Origin of the sequence: Streptomyces lusitanus, assembly GCF_042647945.1 — a bacterium.
Classification (GTDB): domain Bacteria; phylum Actinomycetota; class Actinomycetes; order Streptomycetales; family Streptomycetaceae; genus Streptomyces; species Streptomyces pseudogriseolus.
Window position 1 is genome coordinate 17,110 of record NZ_JBHRWL010000024.1, and the last position, 18,906, is coordinate 36,015.

20 protein-coding genes are annotated in these 18,906 nt (G+C 74.5%); 8 read left to right on the forward strand and 12 right to left on the reverse strand.

The window, feature by feature from the left end; translation table 11 throughout:
- Positions 1 to 82 precede the first annotated feature (82 nt).
- Positions 83 to 946 (forward strand): esterase/lipase family protein, encoded by an 864-nt coding sequence (locus tag ACFOSY_RS28610; RefSeq protein ID WP_394312259.1) that lies wholly within the window; start codon positions 83 to 85, stop codon positions 944 to 946.
- A gap of 72 nt (positions 947 to 1,018) precedes the next feature.
- Here ACFOSY_RS28610 and ACFOSY_RS28615 read toward each other — a convergent pair whose 3' ends face one another.
- Positions 1,019 to 2,056, reverse strand: a complete 1,038-nt coding sequence (locus ACFOSY_RS28615; RefSeq protein ID WP_394312262.1) for a lytic polysaccharide monooxygenase auxiliary activity family 9 protein — start codon at positions 2,054 to 2,056, stop codon at positions 1,019 to 1,021.
- A gap of 184 nt (positions 2,057 to 2,240) precedes the next feature.
- On the opposite strand from ACFOSY_RS28615, the gene ACFOSY_RS28620 reads away from it, so the two are divergent.
- Positions 2,241 to 2,717 carry a GNAT family N-acetyltransferase gene (locus ACFOSY_RS28620; RefSeq protein ID WP_394312265.1) on the forward strand — a complete coding sequence of 159 codons (477 nt, stop codon included), beginning with the start codon at positions 2,241 to 2,243 and terminating at the stop codon, positions 2,715 to 2,717.
- Positions 2,718 to 2,734: 17 nt separating this feature from the next.
- Here the strand turns inward: ACFOSY_RS28620 and ACFOSY_RS28625 are convergent, their stop codons facing one another.
- Positions 2,735 to 2,869 carry a hypothetical protein gene (locus ACFOSY_RS28625; RefSeq protein ID WP_394312268.1) on the reverse strand — a complete coding sequence of 45 codons (135 nt, stop codon included), beginning with the start codon at positions 2,867 to 2,869 and terminating at the stop codon, positions 2,735 to 2,737.
- Between the two features lie 138 nt (positions 2,870 to 3,007).
- Between ACFOSY_RS28625 and ACFOSY_RS28630 the strand changes: the two genes are divergently transcribed.
- A complete protein-coding gene (locus tag ACFOSY_RS28630) occupies positions 3,008 to 3,628 on the forward strand; it encodes a class I SAM-dependent methyltransferase (protein WP_394312272.1) in 621 nt (206 codons plus the stop codon).
- A 29-nt stretch (positions 3,629 to 3,657) separates the two neighbouring features.
- Here ACFOSY_RS28630 and ACFOSY_RS28635 read toward each other — a convergent pair whose 3' ends face one another.
- The gene (locus ACFOSY_RS28635) at positions 3,658 to 4,161 is read right to left on the reverse strand and encodes a DUF402 domain-containing protein (RefSeq protein WP_394312277.1); all 504 of its coding nucleotides are present in this window, start codon (positions 4,159 to 4,161) and stop codon (positions 3,658 to 3,660) included.
- Complete coding sequence (locus ACFOSY_RS28640; RefSeq protein ID WP_394312279.1) at positions 4,142 to 5,074, reverse strand: GNAT family N-acetyltransferase; 933 nt, start codon at positions 5,072 to 5,074, stop codon at positions 4,142 to 4,144. The genes ACFOSY_RS28635 and ACFOSY_RS28640 overlap by 20 nt, the downstream gene beginning before the upstream one ends.
- 97 nt (positions 5,075 to 5,171) lie before the next feature.
- On the opposite strand from ACFOSY_RS28640, the gene ACFOSY_RS28645 reads away from it, so the two are divergent.
- Positions 5,172 to 5,537, forward strand: a complete 366-nt coding sequence (locus tag ACFOSY_RS28645) for a GntR family transcriptional regulator (RefSeq protein ID WP_369155252.1) — start codon at positions 5,172 to 5,174, stop codon at positions 5,535 to 5,537.
- A 70-nt stretch (positions 5,538 to 5,607) separates the two neighbouring features.
- On the opposite strand, the gene ACFOSY_RS28650 is transcribed toward ACFOSY_RS28645, so the two are convergent.
- Positions 5,608 to 6,390, reverse strand: a complete 783-nt coding sequence (locus tag ACFOSY_RS28650; RefSeq protein WP_394312284.1) for a DUF72 domain-containing protein — start codon at positions 6,388 to 6,390, stop codon at positions 5,608 to 5,610.
- Between the two features lie 16 nt (positions 6,391 to 6,406).
- On the reverse strand, positions 6,407 to 7,501 hold the full coding sequence (locus tag ACFOSY_RS28655) for a DUF5925 domain-containing protein (RefSeq protein ID WP_394312286.1): 1,095 nt from the start codon (positions 7,499 to 7,501) through the stop codon (positions 6,407 to 6,409).
- A gap of 250 nt (positions 7,502 to 7,751) precedes the next feature.
- Here ACFOSY_RS28655 and ACFOSY_RS28660 point away from each other — a divergent pair, with 250 nt between their 5' ends.
- Positions 7,752 to 8,558 (forward strand): SGNH/GDSL hydrolase family protein, encoded by an 807-nt coding sequence (locus ACFOSY_RS28660; RefSeq protein WP_394312288.1) that lies wholly within the window; start codon positions 7,752 to 7,754, stop codon positions 8,556 to 8,558.
- A 10-nt stretch (positions 8,559 to 8,568) separates the two neighbouring features.
- Here the strand turns inward: ACFOSY_RS28660 and ACFOSY_RS28665 are convergent, their stop codons facing one another.
- The 4 genes from ACFOSY_RS28665 to ACFOSY_RS28680 all read right to left on the reverse strand — a co-directional run bounded on the left by ACFOSY_RS28665 (position 8,569) and on the right by ACFOSY_RS28680 (position 14,955).
- The gene (locus ACFOSY_RS28665; RefSeq protein WP_394312291.1) at positions 8,569 to 10,257 is read right to left on the reverse strand and encodes a serine/threonine-protein kinase; all 1,689 of its coding nucleotides are present in this window, start codon (positions 10,255 to 10,257) and stop codon (positions 8,569 to 8,571) included.
- A gap of 9 nt (positions 10,258 to 10,266) precedes the next feature.
- On the reverse strand, positions 10,267 to 11,796 hold the full coding sequence (locus tag ACFOSY_RS28670) for a nickel transporter (protein WP_394312298.1): 1,530 nt from the start codon (positions 11,794 to 11,796) through the stop codon (positions 10,267 to 10,269).
- Positions 11,793 to 13,325: a tetratricopeptide repeat protein gene (locus ACFOSY_RS28675; RefSeq protein ID WP_394312300.1), complete on the reverse strand. Its 1,533-nt coding sequence runs from the start codon at positions 13,323 to 13,325 to the stop codon at positions 11,793 to 11,795. The genes ACFOSY_RS28670 and ACFOSY_RS28675 overlap by 4 nt, the downstream gene beginning before the upstream one ends.
- Before the next feature lie 97 nt (positions 13,326 to 13,422).
- Positions 13,423 to 14,955, reverse strand: coding sequence for a DUF4331 domain-containing protein (locus ACFOSY_RS28680; protein ID WP_394312302.1), 1,533 nt, complete (start codon positions 14,953 to 14,955; stop codon positions 13,423 to 13,425).
- 244 nt (positions 14,956 to 15,199) lie between these two features.
- Between ACFOSY_RS28680 and ACFOSY_RS28685 the strand changes: the two genes are divergently transcribed.
- From ACFOSY_RS28685 to ACFOSY_RS28695, 3 genes are all read left to right on the forward strand, one after another.
- Positions 15,200 to 15,742: a sigma-70 family RNA polymerase sigma factor gene (locus tag ACFOSY_RS28685; protein WP_394312304.1), complete on the forward strand. Its 543-nt coding sequence runs from the start codon at positions 15,200 to 15,202 to the stop codon at positions 15,740 to 15,742.
- A complete protein-coding gene (locus tag ACFOSY_RS28690; protein ID WP_394312306.1) occupies positions 15,739 to 16,560 on the forward strand; it encodes an anti-sigma factor in 822 nt (273 codons plus the stop codon). Before ACFOSY_RS28685 ends, ACFOSY_RS28690 begins: the two co-directional genes overlap by 4 nt.
- A 126-nt stretch (positions 16,561 to 16,686) precedes the next feature.
- Positions 16,687 to 16,959: a hypothetical protein gene (locus ACFOSY_RS28695; RefSeq protein WP_031021765.1), complete on the forward strand. Its 273-nt coding sequence runs from the start codon at positions 16,687 to 16,689 to the stop codon at positions 16,957 to 16,959.
- 178 nt (positions 16,960 to 17,137) lie between these two features.
- On the opposite strand, the gene ACFOSY_RS28700 is transcribed toward ACFOSY_RS28695, so the two are convergent.
- Positions 17,138 to 17,920, reverse strand: coding sequence for an ABC transporter permease (locus ACFOSY_RS28700; protein WP_394312309.1), 783 nt, complete (start codon positions 17,918 to 17,920; stop codon positions 17,138 to 17,140).
- On the reverse strand, positions 17,917 to 18,894 hold the full coding sequence (locus tag ACFOSY_RS28705; protein ID WP_394312311.1) for an ATP-binding cassette domain-containing protein: 978 nt from the start codon (positions 18,892 to 18,894) through the stop codon (positions 17,917 to 17,919). Before ACFOSY_RS28705 ends, ACFOSY_RS28700 begins: the two co-directional genes overlap by 4 nt.
- Between the last annotated feature and the right edge of the window lie 12 nt (positions 18,895 to 18,906).

Below are 18,906 nucleotides of genomic sequence, written 5' to 3' on the forward strand. Positions count from 1 at the left end.
TGATGAGTGAACAGCATCCCGTGATCCGGATCACAGGGCGTAGGACCCCACCCTTCCCCTTGAGCCGCAAGGAGATCACACGATGCTGCCCTGGAAGCGGGTGATCAGACCGCTGGCCGCGCTGCTGCTGGCCGCGGTCGCCGTCACCGCCCCCGCCGCGTCGGGCGCGCAGGCCGCCGCCGCACCCAGCTCCGGCTGGAACGACTTCACCTGCAAGCCCTCCGCCGCCCACCCCCGCCCCGTCGTCCTGGTGCACGGCACCTTCGGCAACTCCGTCGACAACTGGCTGGGCCTCGCGCCCTATCTGACCAGCCGCGGCTACTGCGTCTTCTCCCTCGACTACGGACAGCTCCCCGGCGTCCCCTTCTTCCACGGCCTCGGGCCCGTCGAGAAGTCCGCCGAACAGCTCGACGCCTACGTCGACCGGGTGCGCGCCGCGACCGGCGCCGCGAAGGTCGACATCGTCGGCCACTCCCAGGGCGGCATGATGCCCCGCCACTACCTCAAGTTCCTCGGCGGCGCCGCCGAGGTGAACGCCCTGATCGGCATCGCCCCCAGCAACCACGGCACCACCCTCGGCGGCCTCACCGCGCTGCTGCCGTACTTCCCCGGCGCCGAGGACCTGATCGACGAGGCCACCCCCGCCCTCGCCGACCAGATCGCCGGCTCCGCCTTCCTCACCGAGCTCAACGCGGGCGGCGACACCGTCCCCGGCGTCCGCTACACCGTCATCGCCACCCGGTACGACGAGGTCGTCACGCCGTACCGCAGCGCCTTCCTGACCGGGCCGAACGTGCGCAACGTGGTCCTTCAGGACCTCTGCGCGGCCGACCTGTCCGAGCACCTGGCCATCGGGCTGCTCGACCGGATCGCCTTCCACGAGGTGGCGAACGCCCTCGACCCGGACCACGCGCGACGGACCACCTGCGCCTCCGTGTTCAGCTGACACGTGTCACGTGGCGTGAAAACAGCGGGTCCCTGTCCGGCCTGAGCCGCCGGACAGGGACCCGCCGCCGGTTCAGCGGCCGTGACGTCCGGTCGCCGTGCGCCGCCGCGCGGAGGCGAACAGCGCGGCCGAACCGAGCGCCAGCGCCGCCGCGCCGCCGATCATCAGGTACGACGTGCTCTCGTCCCCGCCGGTCTCCGCCAGGTTCTGCCCGCCGCCGGCCGCCTTGAGCTGGTTGCCGGCACCCGCCTCCGCCGCGACCGGGTCCGCCGTGGTGGCGGGGTCGGCGTCGCCGTGCCCGTGGTTCTCGACCGTCGACTTCTCGGCGCCGGCCTCGATCTGCCGCTCGGACGGGGCGGAGGCCTCCGGCGCCGGGGCGGGCGCCTCCGGAGCGGGCGCCTCCTTCGGCGTGTCGGCGCCCGCGGGGGCCTCGCCGCCGGCCGGCTCACCGCCGGCCGCGCCCCCGCCCGCCTGGGCGCCGCCGAAGGTGACGTCCGAGCAGGAGTAGAACGCCTCCGGGCTGTCCGACCGCTGCCAGACCGCGTACAGCAGCTGCTGACCGGAGCGCTCCGGCAGGGTGCCGGAGAAGGTGTAGAAGCCGTCGACCGCGGCCGGGTCGGTGGAGGTCGCCACCGGGTTGGCCAGGTCCAGGTCGTCCCAGGCCAGCGGCTGGGACGGGTCGTAGCCGGGCTTGGTGATGTACACCGTGAAGGTGCCCTTGTGCGGGGCCGTCACCCGGTACTTGAAGGTGTGGTCGCCGCTGGACACGCTGGTCGCCGGCCAGTCGGAGCGCGCCAGGTCGAGGCCCTTGAACGCCTCGTTGCCGGCGCTGCACAGCTTGCCGTCCGGGATCAGCTCCTGGTGACGTCCGCCCGCGTCGCCGATGCGGACGCCGTTCCAGTCGTACAGCGCCTGGGTGCCGCCGGCCGCGACGGCCGCCTTGCACGCCTCCGACTTCGGGCTCTCCGGGCCCTCGGCGAAGCACTGGAAGACCCGGCTGACCGGGTCGCCCATCGAACCGTGGGCGGCCGCCGGCGCGGCGGCCAGACCGGTGAGGGCGAGCGGGGTGAGACCTATGGCGGCGACAGCGGCCTTGCGGCGTGCGGACATGGGGCAGCAACTCCTCGGCGAACAGCGGATCTCATGGGGAGACCCCGGGGAGGGATCCCGTGGGGGTGGCTCAGAACGTAGCCCCGCGAAACCCGGAAATCGCCCGGTGAGGGCGGTACGAGGAGATCCTTATGGTCGCTTTAAGGAAGCGTTCGGACTGGGATCAGGTAGGTACCGTGCGGGCATGACGCACGCGCGGATCAGACCTGCCGCCACCGCCGACGTACCGGCCGTCAAGGCGGTGATCGACGCGGCCTTCGGGCCCTACGTCGCGCGCATCGGGGTGGTGCCGGTGCCCATGGAGGCGGACCACGCGGCGAACGTGGCCGCGGGCCGGGTGTTCGTCGCCGAGGCCCCGGACGAAGCGGGGGCCGGGCCCGAGCGGGTGGCCGGCCTCGTCGTGCTGGAGCCCCGCCCGGACCACCTGTACCTGGACGTCGTCGCCGTCCGCCCCGACGCCCGGGGCACCGGGCTGGGACGGCTGCTGCTGGAGTTCGCGGAGAACCGGGCACGGGCGCTCGGACTGCCCGAGATCCGGCTCTACACGAACGCCATGATGTGGGAGAACCAGAAGATCTACCCGAAACTCGGCTACGAGGCCGTCGAACGCAGGGTGACCGGGCCGTACGACCGGATCCACTACCGCAAGCGGCTGCACTGAGCCGGGCGGCGGGGCGTTCAGCCGTCGGGCCACCAGGTGCGGGCGATGTCCTTGCGGATCTCGGGGCGCTCCGCGGGGCGCTCGTCGGCCTCCTCGCGGACCCGGCGGGTGTCCGTCTTCCTCGAGGGCTTCCGCACGGTGACTCGGCGCATGGCTGCCTCCTCGGAGGTCCACCGGGTCGCCCGCTTCCACGGCGGTGAACCTTTCGGGGGAGAGTTCCTCATCTGTCCCACGGTGTCTGTGGCGGCGGTCACGAATCGACTGTCAGTGGCAGGTGTCACCCTGGGCCCATGACCCCACATCACGGTGACGGGACGGACCTGAGCGGTGTCGACTGGGACGCGCGGGCGGCCGGCTTCGACGAGGAGCCGGACCACGGTCTGCGCGACCCCCGGGTGCGCGCCGCCTGGGCCGCGCGCCTGCGCGACTGGCTGCCCGGGCGCCCCGGAGACGTCCTCGACCTCGGCTGCGGCACCGGCAGCCTCTCCCTCCTCGCCGCCGAGCAGGGGCACCGGGTCACCGGCGTGGACCGGTCCCCGGCCATGGTGGAGCTGGCCCGGCAGAAGCTCGCCGGGCGGCACGCGGTGTTCCTCCACGGCGACGCGGCCCGCCCGCCGGTCGACGGCGAGCGCTACGACGCCGTCCTGGTCCGGCACGTCCTGTGGACGCTGCCCGAGCCGGACCGGGTGCTGCGGCGCTGGCGCGACCTGCTGCGGCCGGGCGGGCGGCTGGTGCTGGTCGAGGGCGTGTGGGGCACGGTGAGCCAGGTCGGCATACCGGCGGACCGGCTCACCGCCCTCCTCGCCCCGCTCACCGCGCGGGTGCGCGTGGAGCCGCTGTCCGGGGACGCGGCGCTGTGGGGGCGGGAGGTCGACGACGAGCGGTACGCGGTGGTGGCCTCGTGGGAGTGACCCCGGGGCAGGGGACCGCCGGGCGTGTCTCAGCCGAGCAGGGTGCCCAGACCCGCCCCGTGGGCCAGGGCGTCCAGCTCGTCGAGGGCGGCCACCGCGGCCGCCGCCGCGCCCGGGTCCCTGGCCGACAGGCCGCTGTCCGCGAACTCGTCCTCGTCCAGCCGCCGTACGTCCGTGCCGTCGGCGGAGACCCACAGGTCCAGGTCGAGGTCCTCCACGACCAGGCGGCCCCCGGACAGCTCGGCCGGGCGGGTGATGTCGCAGTAGTGGCCCTTGAGCGCGCCCCCGGAGGCCCGCACCTCCTTCACGGAGTACCAGCGGTCGCGCCAGTAGTGCTCCGTGAAGACGTCCCCGGGCTCGAAACGGACGAAGCCGAAGTCGCGCACGCCCTCGCCCGCCCACGGGGCGCGCACACTGATCCGGACGCCGTTGTCGGCGAGCAGCTCCGCCGGATAGCTGATCTTCGTGCGGCCCGCCTTGACCAGGACCACCTCGACCGTCGTCGCCGGTCCGTCAGACGAGCTCGCGGACATGACGCACCTCCGTTCCGCACAGCTCGTAGCCGAACCACGTGTTGATCGCGATCATCGGTCCGTTCCCGGTGTCGTTGCCCGTGAAGGCCTCCGTGTACCCGGCCGCGCGGGCCCGGTGCAGCGAGTCGTTCTTCGCGAGCTTCGCCAGACCCCGGCCGCGATGGGCGCGGGCCGTGCCGGTCATGCCCGTCGCGTACCGGGTGGAGCCGTCCGTACGGGCCGCCGTGAACGCGGCGGGCCGGCCGTCGACCACGGCCACCGTGGTCAGCTCGGCGTCGAACAGCGGGTGCTGCCAGGTCTCCCTGAGCCATGCCTCGTAGTCGGTGAACTCCGTGTCCACGTCGCTCGGTTCGTCCGCCGTGGTCTCCGCGTCCAGCTCGAACAGCGGGCGCGGGTCGTCGGCGTACGACGAACCCGGACGCAGCTCCACCCCGGGCGGAGGATCCTGGAGCGGGGGCAGCTCGCGGTGCGCCAGGTCCAGGCGGAGGAAGTGCGCGGAGCGGCTCGCCCGGTAGCCGTGCAGCTCGGCGAAGGCGCGGTTGCCGGGCTCGTCCAGCACCCAGGCCAGCAGCCGGGTCGCGCCGTGCGCGGCCAGATGCTCCTCGCCGGCGCGCACCAGCAGCGTGCCCGCGCCCCGGCGCGTGTGCCGGGGATGCACGTAGACGTTGAGGTTGCCCTGGCCGGGCACGGCGCTCTCGTGCGTCAGGTGCACCTGGGCGGTGCCGATCACCTCCCCGTCGTCGTCCACCGCCACGAGGGGGCGGTAGTGGGCGTCGGGGTGCATCTGGGTGAGGTCGTGCGCCAGGCTGCGCGGGGTGACCAGGATGAACGGCAGCGCGGCCTGCCGTACGCGGGCGAAGCCCTCCAGGTCGGCGGCGGCGTCGGGGCGGAGATCGCGGACGGTCACTGTCATGTGAGCGCACGGTACGAGGTGGTGAGGCCGGTGTGCCTCCCATTTTCGCGGGGCCGGGAATGCGTCCTCCGGGGCGCGGGTGCGCGACAATCGCGGCGTGACTGTACGGATCCATATCGAGGACGGAACACCGCCGTACGAGCAGGTGCGGGCGCAGATCGCCGAGCAGGCGCGGTCGGGGGAGCTGCCGGTCGGGTACCGCCTGCCGACCGTGCGGGGGCTGGCCGAGACGCTCGGCCTCGCGGCGAACACGGTCGCCAAGGCGTACCGGGCGCTGGAGGCGGACGGGGTGATCGAGACGCGGGGGCGTAACGGAACGGTGGTCGCTGCCGCTGGGTCGGCGGCGGAGAGGGAGGTTGCCGCGGCTGCGCAGGTTTTCGCCGAGCGGGCTCGGAGGTTGGGGGTGGGGGAGGAGGTGGCGGTGGCCGCGGTGAGGGATGCGTTGCGGGCGGCTTTTCAGTGACGTTCAGTGTCCACTGCGGGTTCGTTGTGGCTGGTCGCGCAGTTCCTCGCGCCCCTGGGGTGGTGGGCGATCAGCGTTCGCTGCGGGTGGGTGGGGGCTGGGCGCGCAGTTCCTCGCGCCCCTGGGGGTGTTGTGCCTTGAGCGTCGTGAAGGTTCTGGCGTTGTGGACTGCTGCCGCGTTGGGGTCGTTGTTGAAGTAGGCGTGGACGTCCGCTTCGGCGGGCCAGGTGGTGGTGATGCGGCGCAGCCAGGTGCGGAGGGCCTGGCGGCCGTAGTGCGGCCAGGGGTGGGCGCGGCCCTGGTGGAAGCGGACGTAGCCCCAGTCGGCGGTGCGCCACAGCGGGGTCACCGGGCGGGAGAGGACGTCCGCCCAGCACAGGGCCGCGCCGCGTGACTCCAGGACCGCGCGTACCTCCGGGGTCCACCAGGACGGGTGGCGGGGTTCGACGGCCACCCGGGTGGACCCGGGGAAGCAGCGCAGGCAGGCGTCCAGGAGGGCGGGGTCGGCCTGGAGGGTGGGCGGGAGCTGGAGGAGGACCGGGCCGAGCCGGTCGCCGAGGGCTTCGGCGCGGCCCATCAGGCGCGCCACCGGCTCCTCGGGCTCCCGCAGCCGCTTGACGTGCGTCAGGTAGCGGCTCGCCTTGACCGCGACGACGAAGCCCGGCGGCGTGCGCTGCCGCCAGGACGCGAAGGTCTCCCGGGACGGCAGCCGGTAGAACGCGTTGTTGACCTCGACGGTGGGGAAGGCGGCCGCGTACTCCTCCAGCCACAGCCGTACCGGCAGACCGGGCGGGTACAGCACCCCGCGCCAGTCCTTGTACTGCCATCCCGAGGTCCCCACCAGCAGCGGCATGCGGCCCTCCCGGCTCCTACAGGTACAGGCCCGCGTCCGCGTCGCCGCGCGGCTCCGGCAGGGAGGTCGGGGAGGTGCCGCGGCGCAGGGCGTACAGCTCGGCCAGGGTCGCCCCCTCGCGTCCGACGCCCTCCTCGCGGCCCAGCCAGTTCACCGCCTCCGTGCGGGTCAGCGGTCCCACCTCGATCCGGGCCAGGCAGCGGCCCGGACGCACCACGGCCGGGTGCAGCCGCTCCAGGTCCTCGTTGGTGGTGACGCCCACCAGCACGTTGCGCCCCTGGCCGAGCAGGCCGTCGGTGAGGTTCAGCAGCCGGGACAGCGCCTGTCCCGCCGTGTGCTTGGCCTCGCCGCGGATCAGTTCGTCGCAGTCCTCCAGGAGCAGCAGCCGCCAGCGGTTCCTGCCGGACGCGTCCTCCTCGCCGATCGCGATGTCCATCAGGTAGCCGACGTCGGAGAAGAGCCGCTCGGGGTCCAGCACGCAGTCGACCTGGCACCAGTCGCGCCAGGAGCGGGCGAGGGTGCGCAGCGCGGAGGTCTTGCCGGTGCCCGGCGGGCCGTGCAGCAGGAGCAGCCGCCCCGAGATGTCCTCGGGGGTGGTCTTCATCAGACGGTCCATCGCGTCCGCTACCGGGGCGGTGTAGTTGGGCCGGATCTCCTCCCAGGTGCCGGCCGTGATCTGCCGGGTGGTGCGGTGCGGGCCGCGCCGCGGGGAGACGTACCAGAAGCCCATGGTGACGTTCTCCGGCTGCGGTTCGGGCTCGTCGGCCGCGCCGTCGGTGGCCTCCTCCACGATCCGCTGCGCCAGGTCGGCGCTGGTCGCGGTCACCGTGACGTCGGCGCCCCGGTTCCAGCGGGAGATCAGCAGCGTCCAGCCGTCGCCCTCGGCCAGGGTGGCGCTGCGGTCGTCGTCCTTGGCGAGCCGCAGCACCCGCGCGTGCGCGGGCAGGAGGGTCGCGTTGGACCGGACGCGTTCGATGTTGACGGCGTGCGAGTAGGGCTGCTCGCCCGTCGCGAAGCGGCCGAGGAACAGCGCGTCGACGACGTCGGACGGGGAGTCGTTGTCGTCGACGGTGAGCCGGATCGGCAGGGCGTCGTGCGGTTGCGCGGACATGCCGCCATGATCGGTCACGCGAGCGGCCCGTGCACCCGATTTGCCGGGTGCGCCCGCGCGCGTCGCGTCGCTCCCGTGTCCCGGTGTCTGCCGTCGAGCCGCCGTCGAACTGCCGTCGAAGTGTCAGAAAGTCGTACCGTCCCGGTGTTTGTCCGGTACTCAACGGTAATAACTTTGACATGAACACTTCCGTTCAACACGCGTAGTTGGTACGACGGTTGAGGCAGAGATCCTGCTAAAGGGAGGTTCCATGAGACGTTCCCGACTTGTCCTCTTCCTCACCGCCCTCGTCCTCGCCGTCACCGCCGCCCTCACCGGGGCGACCGCGGCGCAGGCCTCCACGCAGGCGGCCCCCGGCCCGTACGTGGCCCTGGGCGACTCCTACGCCTCCGGAGTCGGCGCCGGCAGCTACATCTCCTCCAGCGGCGACTGCAAGCGCAGCACCAAGGCCCACCCGTACCTCTGGGCGGCCGCCAACTCCCCCTCGTCCTTCTCCTTCACGGCCTGCTCGGGCGCCCGAACGGGTGATGTTCTCTCCGGGCAGCTCGGCCCGCTCTCCGCGAGCACCGCCCTCGTCTCGATCAGCATCGGCGGCAACGACGCGGGATTCGCCGACGTCATGACGACCTGTGTGCTCCAGTCCGACAGCTCCTGCCTCTCCCGCATCGCCACCGCCCGGGCCTTCGTCGACTCGACGCTGCCCGGCAGGCTCGACGGCGTCTACACGGCGATCCGGGACCGGGCGCCCAACGCCCATGTCGTGGTGCTCGGTTACCCCCGCTTCTACCGGCTCGGCACCAGCTGCATCGGCCTCTCCGAGACCAAGCGGAAGGCCATCAACGACGCCTCCGACCACCTCAACAACGCCATCGCCGCCCGCGCCCGCGCGTACGGCTACACGTTCGGCGACGTCCGCACCACGTTCACCGGCCACGAGATCTGCTCCGGCGACTCCTGGCTGCACAGCGTGGACTGGCTGAACATCGGCAACTCGTACCACCCGAAGGCCGCCGGACAGTCGGGCGGCTACCTCCCGGTGCTCGACGCGGCGGCCTGACCCCCGTGGCTCAGTAGCCGTCGTCCCCGTCCGCACCGGACGCCGAAGCGGAGGCCCCGTCCGACGGGGTCTCCGTCGCGCACACCACCGAGAACGGCACCGTCCCCGACGTCACGCGCACCGGCTCCCGCACCTCCACGCCGATCCGGCCGTGCAGCTCCCCGCTCTCCGCGTACGTCGTCACCACCACCGTCTCCTGCCGGGTCCGCCCCCCGTCCGCGGGGAACGACAGCGTGCGCCACTCCCGGTCCACCACCGAGCCGTCCTCGGCCGCCCAGCGGTAGCGCACCTGGGCCGGCAGCCGGTTCACCGTGAACGTCGCCGTGAACGCGGGCGCGTCGTCGTGCGGGGGCGGGCAGACGCCGGAGTACTCCGTGTGCGCGCCCTCCACCGCGACCGACACCGTGAGCGCCGGGGCAGTGGACTCCTCCCCGTGCCCGTCGTCGCCCTCGTCCCCGGTCCCGTCGTCCGTCGCGGAGGAAGAAGGCTGCGGGTCGTCCTCCGTTTCCGCCATGCCTCCGGCGCCCGTGTCGCCGGCGGCGGACGTCGTCCCTCCGTTCCCGGCCTCCGGACCGCCGTCGTCCCGGTCCAGCAGCGCGTACGTCAGCCCGGCCAGCGCGAGCGCCAGCAGCACCACCCCCGCGACCAGGAGCGCGGCGCCGCGCCGGCCGCGCGGGGGCGGGGCGGTCGCCGTGGCGGCCGTCGGCACTCCGACCGCAGCCTGGCCGGCGGTGACGGGCGGCTGGTACGGGTCGGTCGGCGGCACGGGGAGCGCGGCCACCGTGGGCGCGTACGCGGAGGCCGCACGCGCCGGGTCCGCGTCCGGCGCGCCCCCGGCGGCGACGGCCCGCAGATCCTCCGCCGCCCGTTCGGCCGACAGGCGTGCGGCCGGATCCTTGCGCAGCAACCCCTCGACGACCGGAGCGAGCGGACCCGCCCGGCGGGGCGGCGGCAGCTCCTCGTCCACGATCGCCCGCAGCGTGGACAGCGGGGTGTCCTGCCGGAACGGGGAGTGGCCCTCGACCGCCGCGTACAGCAGCACGCCCAGCGACCACAGGTCCGACTCCGGACCGGGGGTACGGCCCAACGCCCGCTCCGGCGCGAGGAATTCGGGCGAGCCGACGACCTCCCCGGTCATCGTCAGGGCCGAACTGCCCTCGACCGTGGCGATCCCGAAGTCGGTGAGCACCACCCGGCCGTCGTTCGCGATCAGCACGTTGGCGGGCTTCACGTCCCGGTGCAGCACCCCCGCCGCGTGGGCGGCGCGCAGCGCGGCCAGCACCTCCGCGCCGATCCGCGCGGCCCGCCGCGGTGACAGCGGGCCCTCCGCGTCCAGCACCTCCGCCAGCGACAGGCCGCGCACCAGCTCCATCACGATCCACGGACGCCCGTCCTCCACGGCCACGTCGTACACCGTGACCACGTTGCGGTCGGCGATACGGGCCGCCGCCCACGCCTCCCGCTCAAGGCGCGCGTACATCCGCTCCACGTCGGAGGCCGGCAGCCCTGCGGGGGCGCGGACCTCCTTCACCGCGACCTCGCGGTGCAGCACCTCGTCCCGGGCCCGCCACACGGTGCCCATGCCGCCCTCGCCCAGCGGCGACAGCAGCCGGTAGCGTCCCGCGATCACCCGCTCACTGCCCGGTTCTTCGGACACGGCGCCCCCATTCGCGTCCGGGCGAATTCGCCCTTTCCTCATGAAAGTAGCTCAGCCGAGAGCGGATGCGGCCCCCCTGAACACCATTCCGGCCCCCAGGACCAGCACCACGCACGCCGAACCGAGGGGCGCGCTCCGGCGCACCAGCGCCGCCCACGGCGCGCTCGTCCAGCGCGCGCGCCGGGCCAGCAGCCGGGACATGCCCCCGCCCGCCCGCACCACCGCGTACCCGGCGGCGGTGAGGGTCAGCGCGAGTCCCACGCCGTACGCGACGACGAGCAGCAGCCCGAACCAGGCGTGACCCAGGGCGGCGGCGCCGACCAGCACCACGACGGCGGACGGACTCGGCACCAGCCCGCCCGCGAACCCGAGCAGGATCGTCCCGCGGAGCGTGGGCGCGGAGGGGTGGGTGTGGGTACGGCCGCCGTGGGTGTGGGTGAGGGGGGCGTGGGGGCGGTCGTGCCCGTGGTCATGCGCGTGCCCGTGCCCCTCGGTGTGCCCGTGCTCGTCGGCGTGCGGATGCGGATGCGTGTGGTGCCCGCGTTGGTGCAGGGCGCGGCGCACGAGCTGGGCGCCGGCCAGGGTGACCAGGACGCCGCCGGCGATGCCCAGCCAGGCGACGACGGCGGGCGTGGCGGCGGAGCCCGCCGTGACCAGCAGGCCCAGGGCGACCACGCCGAGAGTGTGGGTGACCGTGACGGAGGCGGCCATCGGCAGCACGTCCCGCATCCGCGCCAGGCCGCCCCGGGCCGCCGCGGTCGCCGCCATCAGGGTCTTGCCGTGGCCCGGCGCGACCGCGTGCATCGCGCCGAGGACCACCGCGAGCAGCAGGGCGAGCGCCGCGAAACCGACGGTCAGGTCGCGTCGGGCGACGAGGTCGTCCAGGGCCCGCGTCCAGCGGTCGGCGCCCCGGGGCAGGATCGCGGAGGCGGGCGTGTCCGCCTCGTCCGTCCCGTCCGCCGCCAGGGCCGGGCCGCCGGGGCGGACGCGCAGGGACGCGGTCCTGGTGTCGGGCGGGGACGCGAGCCGGTCCTCCGGGTAGCGGGTCAGCCCGGCGGAGGGGGACGCCTCGGGCACGTCCGAGGCGGCGAGCGTCGTACGGTCCCCTTGCGCGGTGATCTCCCGCCAGCCGGGGCCCGAGTCCCCGCCCGCCGCGCGGAAGCCGACGGCGACCGTACGGCCCTGGGGCAGGGGCGCGGTCAGCCGGCACTCCACGCGCAGGGTGTCAAGACCCGCCTGGCCGGGCCGCACCTGGACGCTGGCGGCCCGCACGGTGAGCGGCGCCGGACGCCCGTCGGCGCGGACCGCGCTCTCCCGGGCGGCCGTCGCGCACCGGCGGCGGGCCCAGGCGCCGTGGCCCAGTTCGGCGAGGTCCGGTGCGGCCTGGGTGGCGGGGATCTCGGCGAGGTCCTCGACGTGACGCACACGCAGTTCGCCGGGCGCGGCCACCAGGCCGTCGTAGCGGTTGACGGTGAAGTTGCCGAGCGGGTGCGCGCTCGCCTCCGTGGCCGGGACCAGGGCGAGCGCGGTGGCGGCGGTGAGGACCGCGGCGCAGGCCGCGGCGGGACGCAGCAGGTTCAACGCGCCGCCTCCAGTTCCTTCAGGGCGGCCCGCGCCGCGCGGGCGCCGAGCGGGGAGAAGCCCGGGTTCAGCCCCAGGGCGGCGGTGAGCGAGGCGCGGGCGGCGCGGTCGTGCCCGGTGGCCTTCTCGATCATGCCCCGGTGGTGGAGGAAGGCGGCGTCGCGGTAGCCGGTGGCCGTGGCCCGGCGGGCGTACGGCAGGGCCTCGGCGGAACGGCCCGCCCGGTGCAGGGCCCAGGCGAGGGCGTCCGCGGTGTGCACGGTGTGCCGGCGGCCCCATTCGGCGCGGGCCGCGCGGAGCGCCTCGGCGGTGTCCCCGTGGTCGGCCGCGGCGAGCGCGGTGTCGAGGTCCACGTCGACGCCGCCGGCCCGGGCGAGCGCGGTCCACGCGTCGACCAGGGCGTACTGCTCGCGGGCCTTCGCGCGGTCGCCGGGGCCGTCCCGGTCCTCGTACAGCTCGCCGAGGGCGACCAGCGGGCCGGGCAGCGGGGAGCGGGCGACGACCTGCTCCAGCGTCGTGATCGCGCCCTCGCGGTCGCCGTCCGCGGCCTGGGCGCGGGCGCGTCCCTCCAGCGCGGGGAGGTAGGCGTCGTCCGCGGCGAGCGCGCGGGCGTAGTGGCGCAGGGCCGTGCCGTACCGGCCCTGGCCGCGTTCCAGGTTTCCCAGCGCGGTCGCCACGTACGCCACGTCGGCGGGGCCGGCCGCGCCGGCGAGGGCGCGGTGCAGCACCCGGCGGGCGGCGGGCACGTCGCCGCGCAGCTCGCGCACGTACGCGTACCGCGTGAACACGGGGACGCCCGGACGCCTGCGGTCGGCGACCGTGGCCGCCCTCCCGGCCTCCTCGTACCGGCCGAGCTCCACCAGGGCGTCGATCCGGGAGCAGAGGGCGCGTTCGCTGTACGGGTTCCGCTCCAGGGCGCGGTCGGCGTGGTCCAGGGCGGCGGCGAAGTCGTGGCGCGCCGCGGCGAGGGCGGCCTGTCCGGCGAGCGCCTGGTCGTTGCCGGGCCGCAGGGCGAGGGACCGCGCGAGGGCGCGTTCGGCACGGGCGTAGCGGGAGGGGTCCCCGTCCGTGCGCGCCCGCTCCACCTGCGCGAGCCCGAGGGCGGCCCAGGCTCCGAAGTCCCGCGGCTGCGCCCGCACATGGGCCTGCAACGACCGGATCGCCGTGTCCAGGTCTCCCCGGACCAGCACATCGGCGCCCACCGCCCGGGACACCCCGGGCGCCGCCCGCGCCGCGTCCCGCCCGTCACCGCCCACGGCGACGGCCCCGGCGGTCATCGCCACGGCCAGCAGCACGGCGCACGACGTCACATGCAGCCCCCGCCCACGGCGCACGGCGGCGGCGAACCGCCGCAGGGCGTCGACGCGTTCGGCGGTCGACGGCGACCGCGGCGACTCCGGCGCCTCCGCTGCCGCGGGCGCCTTCATGGCTTCCGGCGCCTCGGCGGGCGGTGTCGCCCGCGCCTCGGCGGGCCGTGGCGCCTCCTGGCCGCCGCTCCCGCGGGGGCTGTCGTTCGTACGCGGGGACATGGGGCTCCTTCGTGGGTGTGGGGCGCGGCCCTGCCGTGGGGGACGGGAGGGCCGCGCCGGTCGGCGGGGCGGCCGGGGGCGCCGGCCGCCGGGTGGGTCAGTAGGCGCGGCGGCGCATGCGGCGCCACCACATGAGGGCCACGCCGATCAGCAGCAGTCCGCCCGCTCCCGCGCCCGCGGACGCGGCGACGAGGGTGGTGTCGTCGGCGCCGTCCGCCCCGGCGGGCCGCAGCGCGTCCCCGAGCTGGCTGCGGACGTCGTTGCCGCTGTCCACGCCCTTGGCGAGCGGCCCGCGCGAGCCCTCCGTGGGGTTGGCCAGGTACGGGAAGGACGCGCCGAACTTCTTGTCGTTCTTGTCGACCGCGTCACCCAGGTCGTTCTTCGCGCCGACCAGCTCACCCTCGACGGCCTGGAGCGCGGCGTCGACGACGTCGTCGGTCAGCCGGCGCCCGTTGGGGAAGCCGGCGGTGTCGCCGTCCAGGACGCCCAGCCGCTTGGGCTTCGCGGCCGGCTCGATCGAGGTGTTGAGGCGCAGCATCTCCGAAGGGCGCACGTGGGGCGGCTGGTTGAGACCCTCGACGCCCTTCAGGAACACGTCGACCAGGTCGTCGCGCGGCTCCTTCGGCGCCGGGATCTTGTAGATCGCCTCGATCAGCTTCGGCAGCTCGGGCTCCGTGACGTTCTTCAGGAACCGCGCGTCGTCCCACGGGGCGGACGCGTTGAACGTGTCCTTGTCCCCGACCGGGTTGACGACCTCGTTCACCAGCGGGCTGCCCAGCCGCGACACCTGCACGAAGTCTCCTTCGGCGTTCTCGCGCTGGGTGGTGGACCAGATGCCGACGACCGGCTGGTCGGCCGACTCCGTGATCAGGTGCGTCGGCACCTGGAGCGCCACGGAGTTGACGTTGTAGCCCTTGAGCGTGTCGTTGCCGACCTCCGAGAGGTTCCCGCCGTACAGCAGGTCGAAGACCCGCAGGTCCAGGAAGAACGGGTCGTCGGCCTGGCCGGCGAACGTGGTGGTGCCGCCCGCCAGTTCACGGACCGCCTGCTTGCGGAGGGTGTCGTAGTCCGGCATGGACGCCTTGCCGACGTTCGACGGAGCCACCGGCACGTCGTGGGCGATCTTCGTGCGGGACACCGCGTGCTGGTCCTTCAGCTTCAGCAGCTCGATGTCGTAGGTCTGGGTGATGTTGAGGTCCGGGTCGTCCAGGCTGGTGACCGGGCCGGTGTTGTAGAGGAACGTCTTCTCGTTCTTGACGTGCGTCTCGAAGGTGTAGCGGAACAGCAGCTCGCCCTGCGCGTCGCCGTTGTTGTCGATGTGGATGTCGTACTGCGCGTCCTCGGCGAACGTGAAGAAGTTCGGGCCGCCGGCGGGCTCCTCGAACGGGATCCAGTTGGCGATGATCGTCGTCGTGTCCGGCTTGTCGGGGCTGACGAACGCGTACAGGTCCGTGTTGTCGTACTGCGGGGTGCCCGAGATCAGCGGGGCCTCCCGGTGGGAGGAGGCCGAGGCCGCCTCGGGTTCCAGCGCGGACGCGCCGGCGGCCGCGAGCCCTCCGGCGGCCAGCGCACCGCAGATCAGGGTCGCGAGGCTCCTGCGCCCCGCACCGGTCCTGGAGTCAGTTGTCATGCCGTCCGTCCTCAGTGCCGACTTGCCTTGACGCACTGGGATTCGGAGCATCGCCGGACCCGGATTGGTCGAAGGGCGGACGAGTTTCCCGCCCCCTCCCCAACGGCCGTTCGCGGCCTAGGATTTCTCCGCGCCGACCCGCGTTTTCGGCCCGGTGATCCGTACTTCCCATCCGGAGGCGCGCTCGCTGCGAATGCCTTGTGCGACCGGACGGTCCGGCAGGGCCGGGAGAGGGGGACGAGCGTTGGAGGCGGACCAGTTGCTGATCCGGGTGGCCGGAGGTGACCAGAAGGCCTTCGAGGATCTGTACGGACTGGTCTCCGGGCCGGTCTACGGGCTGGTGCGGCGCGTGGTGCGCGACCCGGCCCAGTCCGAGGAGGTGGCCCAGGAGGTGCTCCTCGAACTCTGGCGCTCCGCCTCCCGCTTCGACCCCGGCCGGGGCAGCGCCCTGTCCTGGGTGCTCACCCTCGCCCACCGCAGGGCCGTCGACCGGGTGCGCAGCGCCCGCGCCGCCGGCGAGCGCGAGGAGAGGGAGGCGCGGCGCGGCCACGGTCCCGCCTTCGACCAGGTCGCCGAGGAGGTGGAGGCCGGCCTCGAACGCGAATGGGTGCGCCGCTGCCTGGACCGCCTCACCGCGCTCCAGCGCCAGTCGGTCACCCTCGCGTACTACGACGGCTACACCTACCGCGAGGTGGCCGAGCGGCTCCGGCTGCCGCTGGGCACCGTCAAGACCCGGATGCGGGACGGGCTCACCCGCCTGCGCGACTGCCTGGGAGGCGCGGCATGAGCGTGTTCCGCCGGCTGTTCTCCCGCGAGGACCTGCACTCGCTCGCCGCCCCGTACGCCCTCGACGCGCTGGAGCCCGCGGAGCGGGTCCGCTTCGGGAAGCATCTGACGTCCTGCGACCGGTGCGCCGCCGAGGTGCGCGACCTCACCGAGGACGCCGTCCGGCTGGCCTGGTCCACCGCCGCGCCCGCCCCGCCCGCCCTGCGCGACCGGGTCCTGGCCGCCGTGCGCACCACCGCGCAGGAACCCGCGCCGCAGGAGGGGGCGCGCGCCGCCCGCGAGCCCCAGCTCCCGCCCCATGTCTGGGGCGCCGCGCCCCCGCCGCGCGGGCGGGGACGCCGTCGGGCGGTGCTGCTCGTGCCGTTCGCCACGGCCACCGCCGCCGCGGCGCTCGTCGTCGCCTCGCTGTTCGCCGTCCAGGCGAACCGCACGCAGGACGAACTCGCCGCGGAGCGCGACCGGGCACGTGAGATCGCCCACGTTCTGGCCGCGCCGGACGCGCGTGCGAGCAGCGGCCGGGACGCCCGCGGCCGCACGATCGGAGTGATCGCCTCCGTATCGGCCCGCGGCGCGGTCGTCACGCTGGGCGGATACGACGACCCGCCTCAGGGCCGGGTGCGCCAGCTCTGGCTGATGGACCGGGACGGCCGGCCCCGCTCCCTCGGGCTCTTCGACCGCGACACGCCCTTGGTCGCCTCCGGTCTCGACCCCGCGTCGACGTCACTCGCGGTGACCGTCGAACCGGACGGCGGCTCTCCACAACCCACCGGCCGCCCCATCGTCCAACTCGCCCTGGAAACTGTCGGATTCGGAGAGTAATCGACGAGTGTTCGTCAACACCCTTATGGGGAAGGTGAATCCTGTGACCTCGATACACGGGTGCCGGTACGGGGCGATAGGGTTACCCTGCCCGGGCCGGGTGGAGTCGTACGGGTGGGGAGTGACATGGAACAGATAACAGTGCGCAGCAGGGCCAGGGTCCCTGCGATCACCTGCGGCAGCAGCGCGAGCAGTTCGCGCCTCGACCGCCACCTCTCGGTCCTCGCGGGACCCGCCGTCCCGCAGCGGGAGACGGCCGAGGCGACGTCGCTCATGCGTGAGCTGACCGCGCGTGACAGCGCGCACCACGGCACCAGGGGCGCACGGGCCCGCGCGAGCCGCGTCTCGCTCTTCGCCCCGCTGCGCCGGCTGCGCCGCTCCCTGTTCGGCAGCCGCTAGCGTCCGCGCCGGACGGTCCCACCCGTCCCGGCGCGGCGCGCCCGCCCGCCGTCCCCACGGCACCCGGCTCCACCCCGCCGGCCACCGACACCGGCCTCACCCCGCCCACCCCGCTCCCACCCGGCGTCCCGCAGGGCACCTCCACCCCGCTCACCTTCGTCCCGCATGCGTGCCCGCCTCACCGCTCACCCCGCGCGTACCGCCGCACGGCCAGCGGGACGAACACCGCGAGCAGCACCGCGCACCAGACCAGTGACCCCGCCACCGGATGCGCCATCGGCCAGGCCGCGCCCTCCGGCGCCGGCGCGTTGCCGAACAGGTCCCGCAGCGCCGTCGCCACCGCGCTGATCGGGTTCCACTCCGCCGCCGTGCGCACCCCGTCCGGCAGCCCCGCCGTCGGGATGTACGCGCTCGACAGCAGCGGCAGCAGAAAGGTCGCCCCGCCCAGCTGCCCGGCCGCCTCCTCGTTCCGTGTGAGCAGTCCCAGGAACATGCCGGCCCACACGCACGCGAACCGGAACAGCAGCAGCAGGCCGAAGCCGCCCGCCGCCGCGAGCGCGCCGCCCTCCACCCGCCAGCCCACCGCGAGCCCGACCAGCAGGAACGGCACCGTCCCGGCCGCCGTCACCAGCACGTCCGCGACCGCCTGCCCCGCCGGCACGGCCGCCCGGCTCATCGGCAGGGTGCGGAACCGGTCCGTCACCCCGCGGTGCACGTCCTGCGCCGCCTGGAACATGCCGGTCATCACACCGCCCGCCGCCGTCGCCACCAGCAGCCCCGGCACCAGGAACGAGCGGTACTCGAACCCCGGCACGGCGAGCGCGCTGCCGAAGACGTAACCGAAGAACAGCAGCATGCTCACCGGCATCGTCTGGGTGAGGATCAGCAGCCCCGGGTTGTTCCGCATCCGCCGCAGCTGCCGGCCCAGCATCGCGGTGCCGTCGTACGCCAACGTGCTCATGCCGCACGCTCCTTGTCGTCGTGGGTGAGGCCCGCCCGGTCCGCGGGCGGCTCGGCCAGCCGCAGGAACACGTCGTCGAGCGTCGGCGGCCTGAGACTCGCGTCGACGAGCGGCACGCCCGCCGCGTCGAACGTGCGCACCAGGTGCGGGAGGGTGAGGGTCGCATCCCGGGTGACCGCGCCGACCGCCTGCCGCTGACGGTCCAGCGAGGGGTGCGCCCCGGTGAGCCGGTCCAGCACCCCGGCCGCCGCCTCCAGCGTGGCGGCGTCCGCCACCACCACCTCCGCGTGCGTGCCGACCAGGGCCTTCAGCTCGGCCGGAGAGCCGGTGTGCGCGACCCGGCCCCGGTCGACCAGCGCGATGCCGTCGGCCAGCTGGTCGGCCTCCTCCAGGTACTGGGTGGTGAGCAGCACCGTCGTGCCCTCGCCGGTCAGCTCCCGGACCACCTCCCGGATCAGGCCGCGTCCTGCCGGGTCGAGACCGGTCGTCGGCTCGTCCAGGAACAGCACCTCGGGCCGGCGGACGAGGCTCACCGCCAGGTCGAGCCGGCGCCGCATGCCGCCCGACCAGGTGGACGCGGGGCGGTCGGCGGCCTCCGCCAGCCCGAACCGGTCGAGCAGCTCACCGGCGCGGGCCGCCGCGTCCCGCGCGCGGTGCAGCCGGGCGAACAGCCGCAGGTTCTCGCGGCCGGTGAGATCCCCGTCGATCGAGGTGTCCTGCCCGGTGACGCCGATCCGCCGGCGCACGGCGGCCGCCTCGCGCACCAGGTCGTGGCCCGCGACCCTCGCGGACCCCGCGTCGGGGCGCAGCAGCGTCGTCAGCAGCCGCACCGCGGTCGTCTTGCCCGCCCCGTTGGGCCCGAGCAGCCCGCACACGGTGCCCTGCGCCACCGCCAGATCCAGTCCGCGCAGGGCGTGCACGGCGCCGAAGCGCTTCTCCAGACCCTCACTAAGTACAGCGTACGTAGTAGTCATGGCCCGACCATA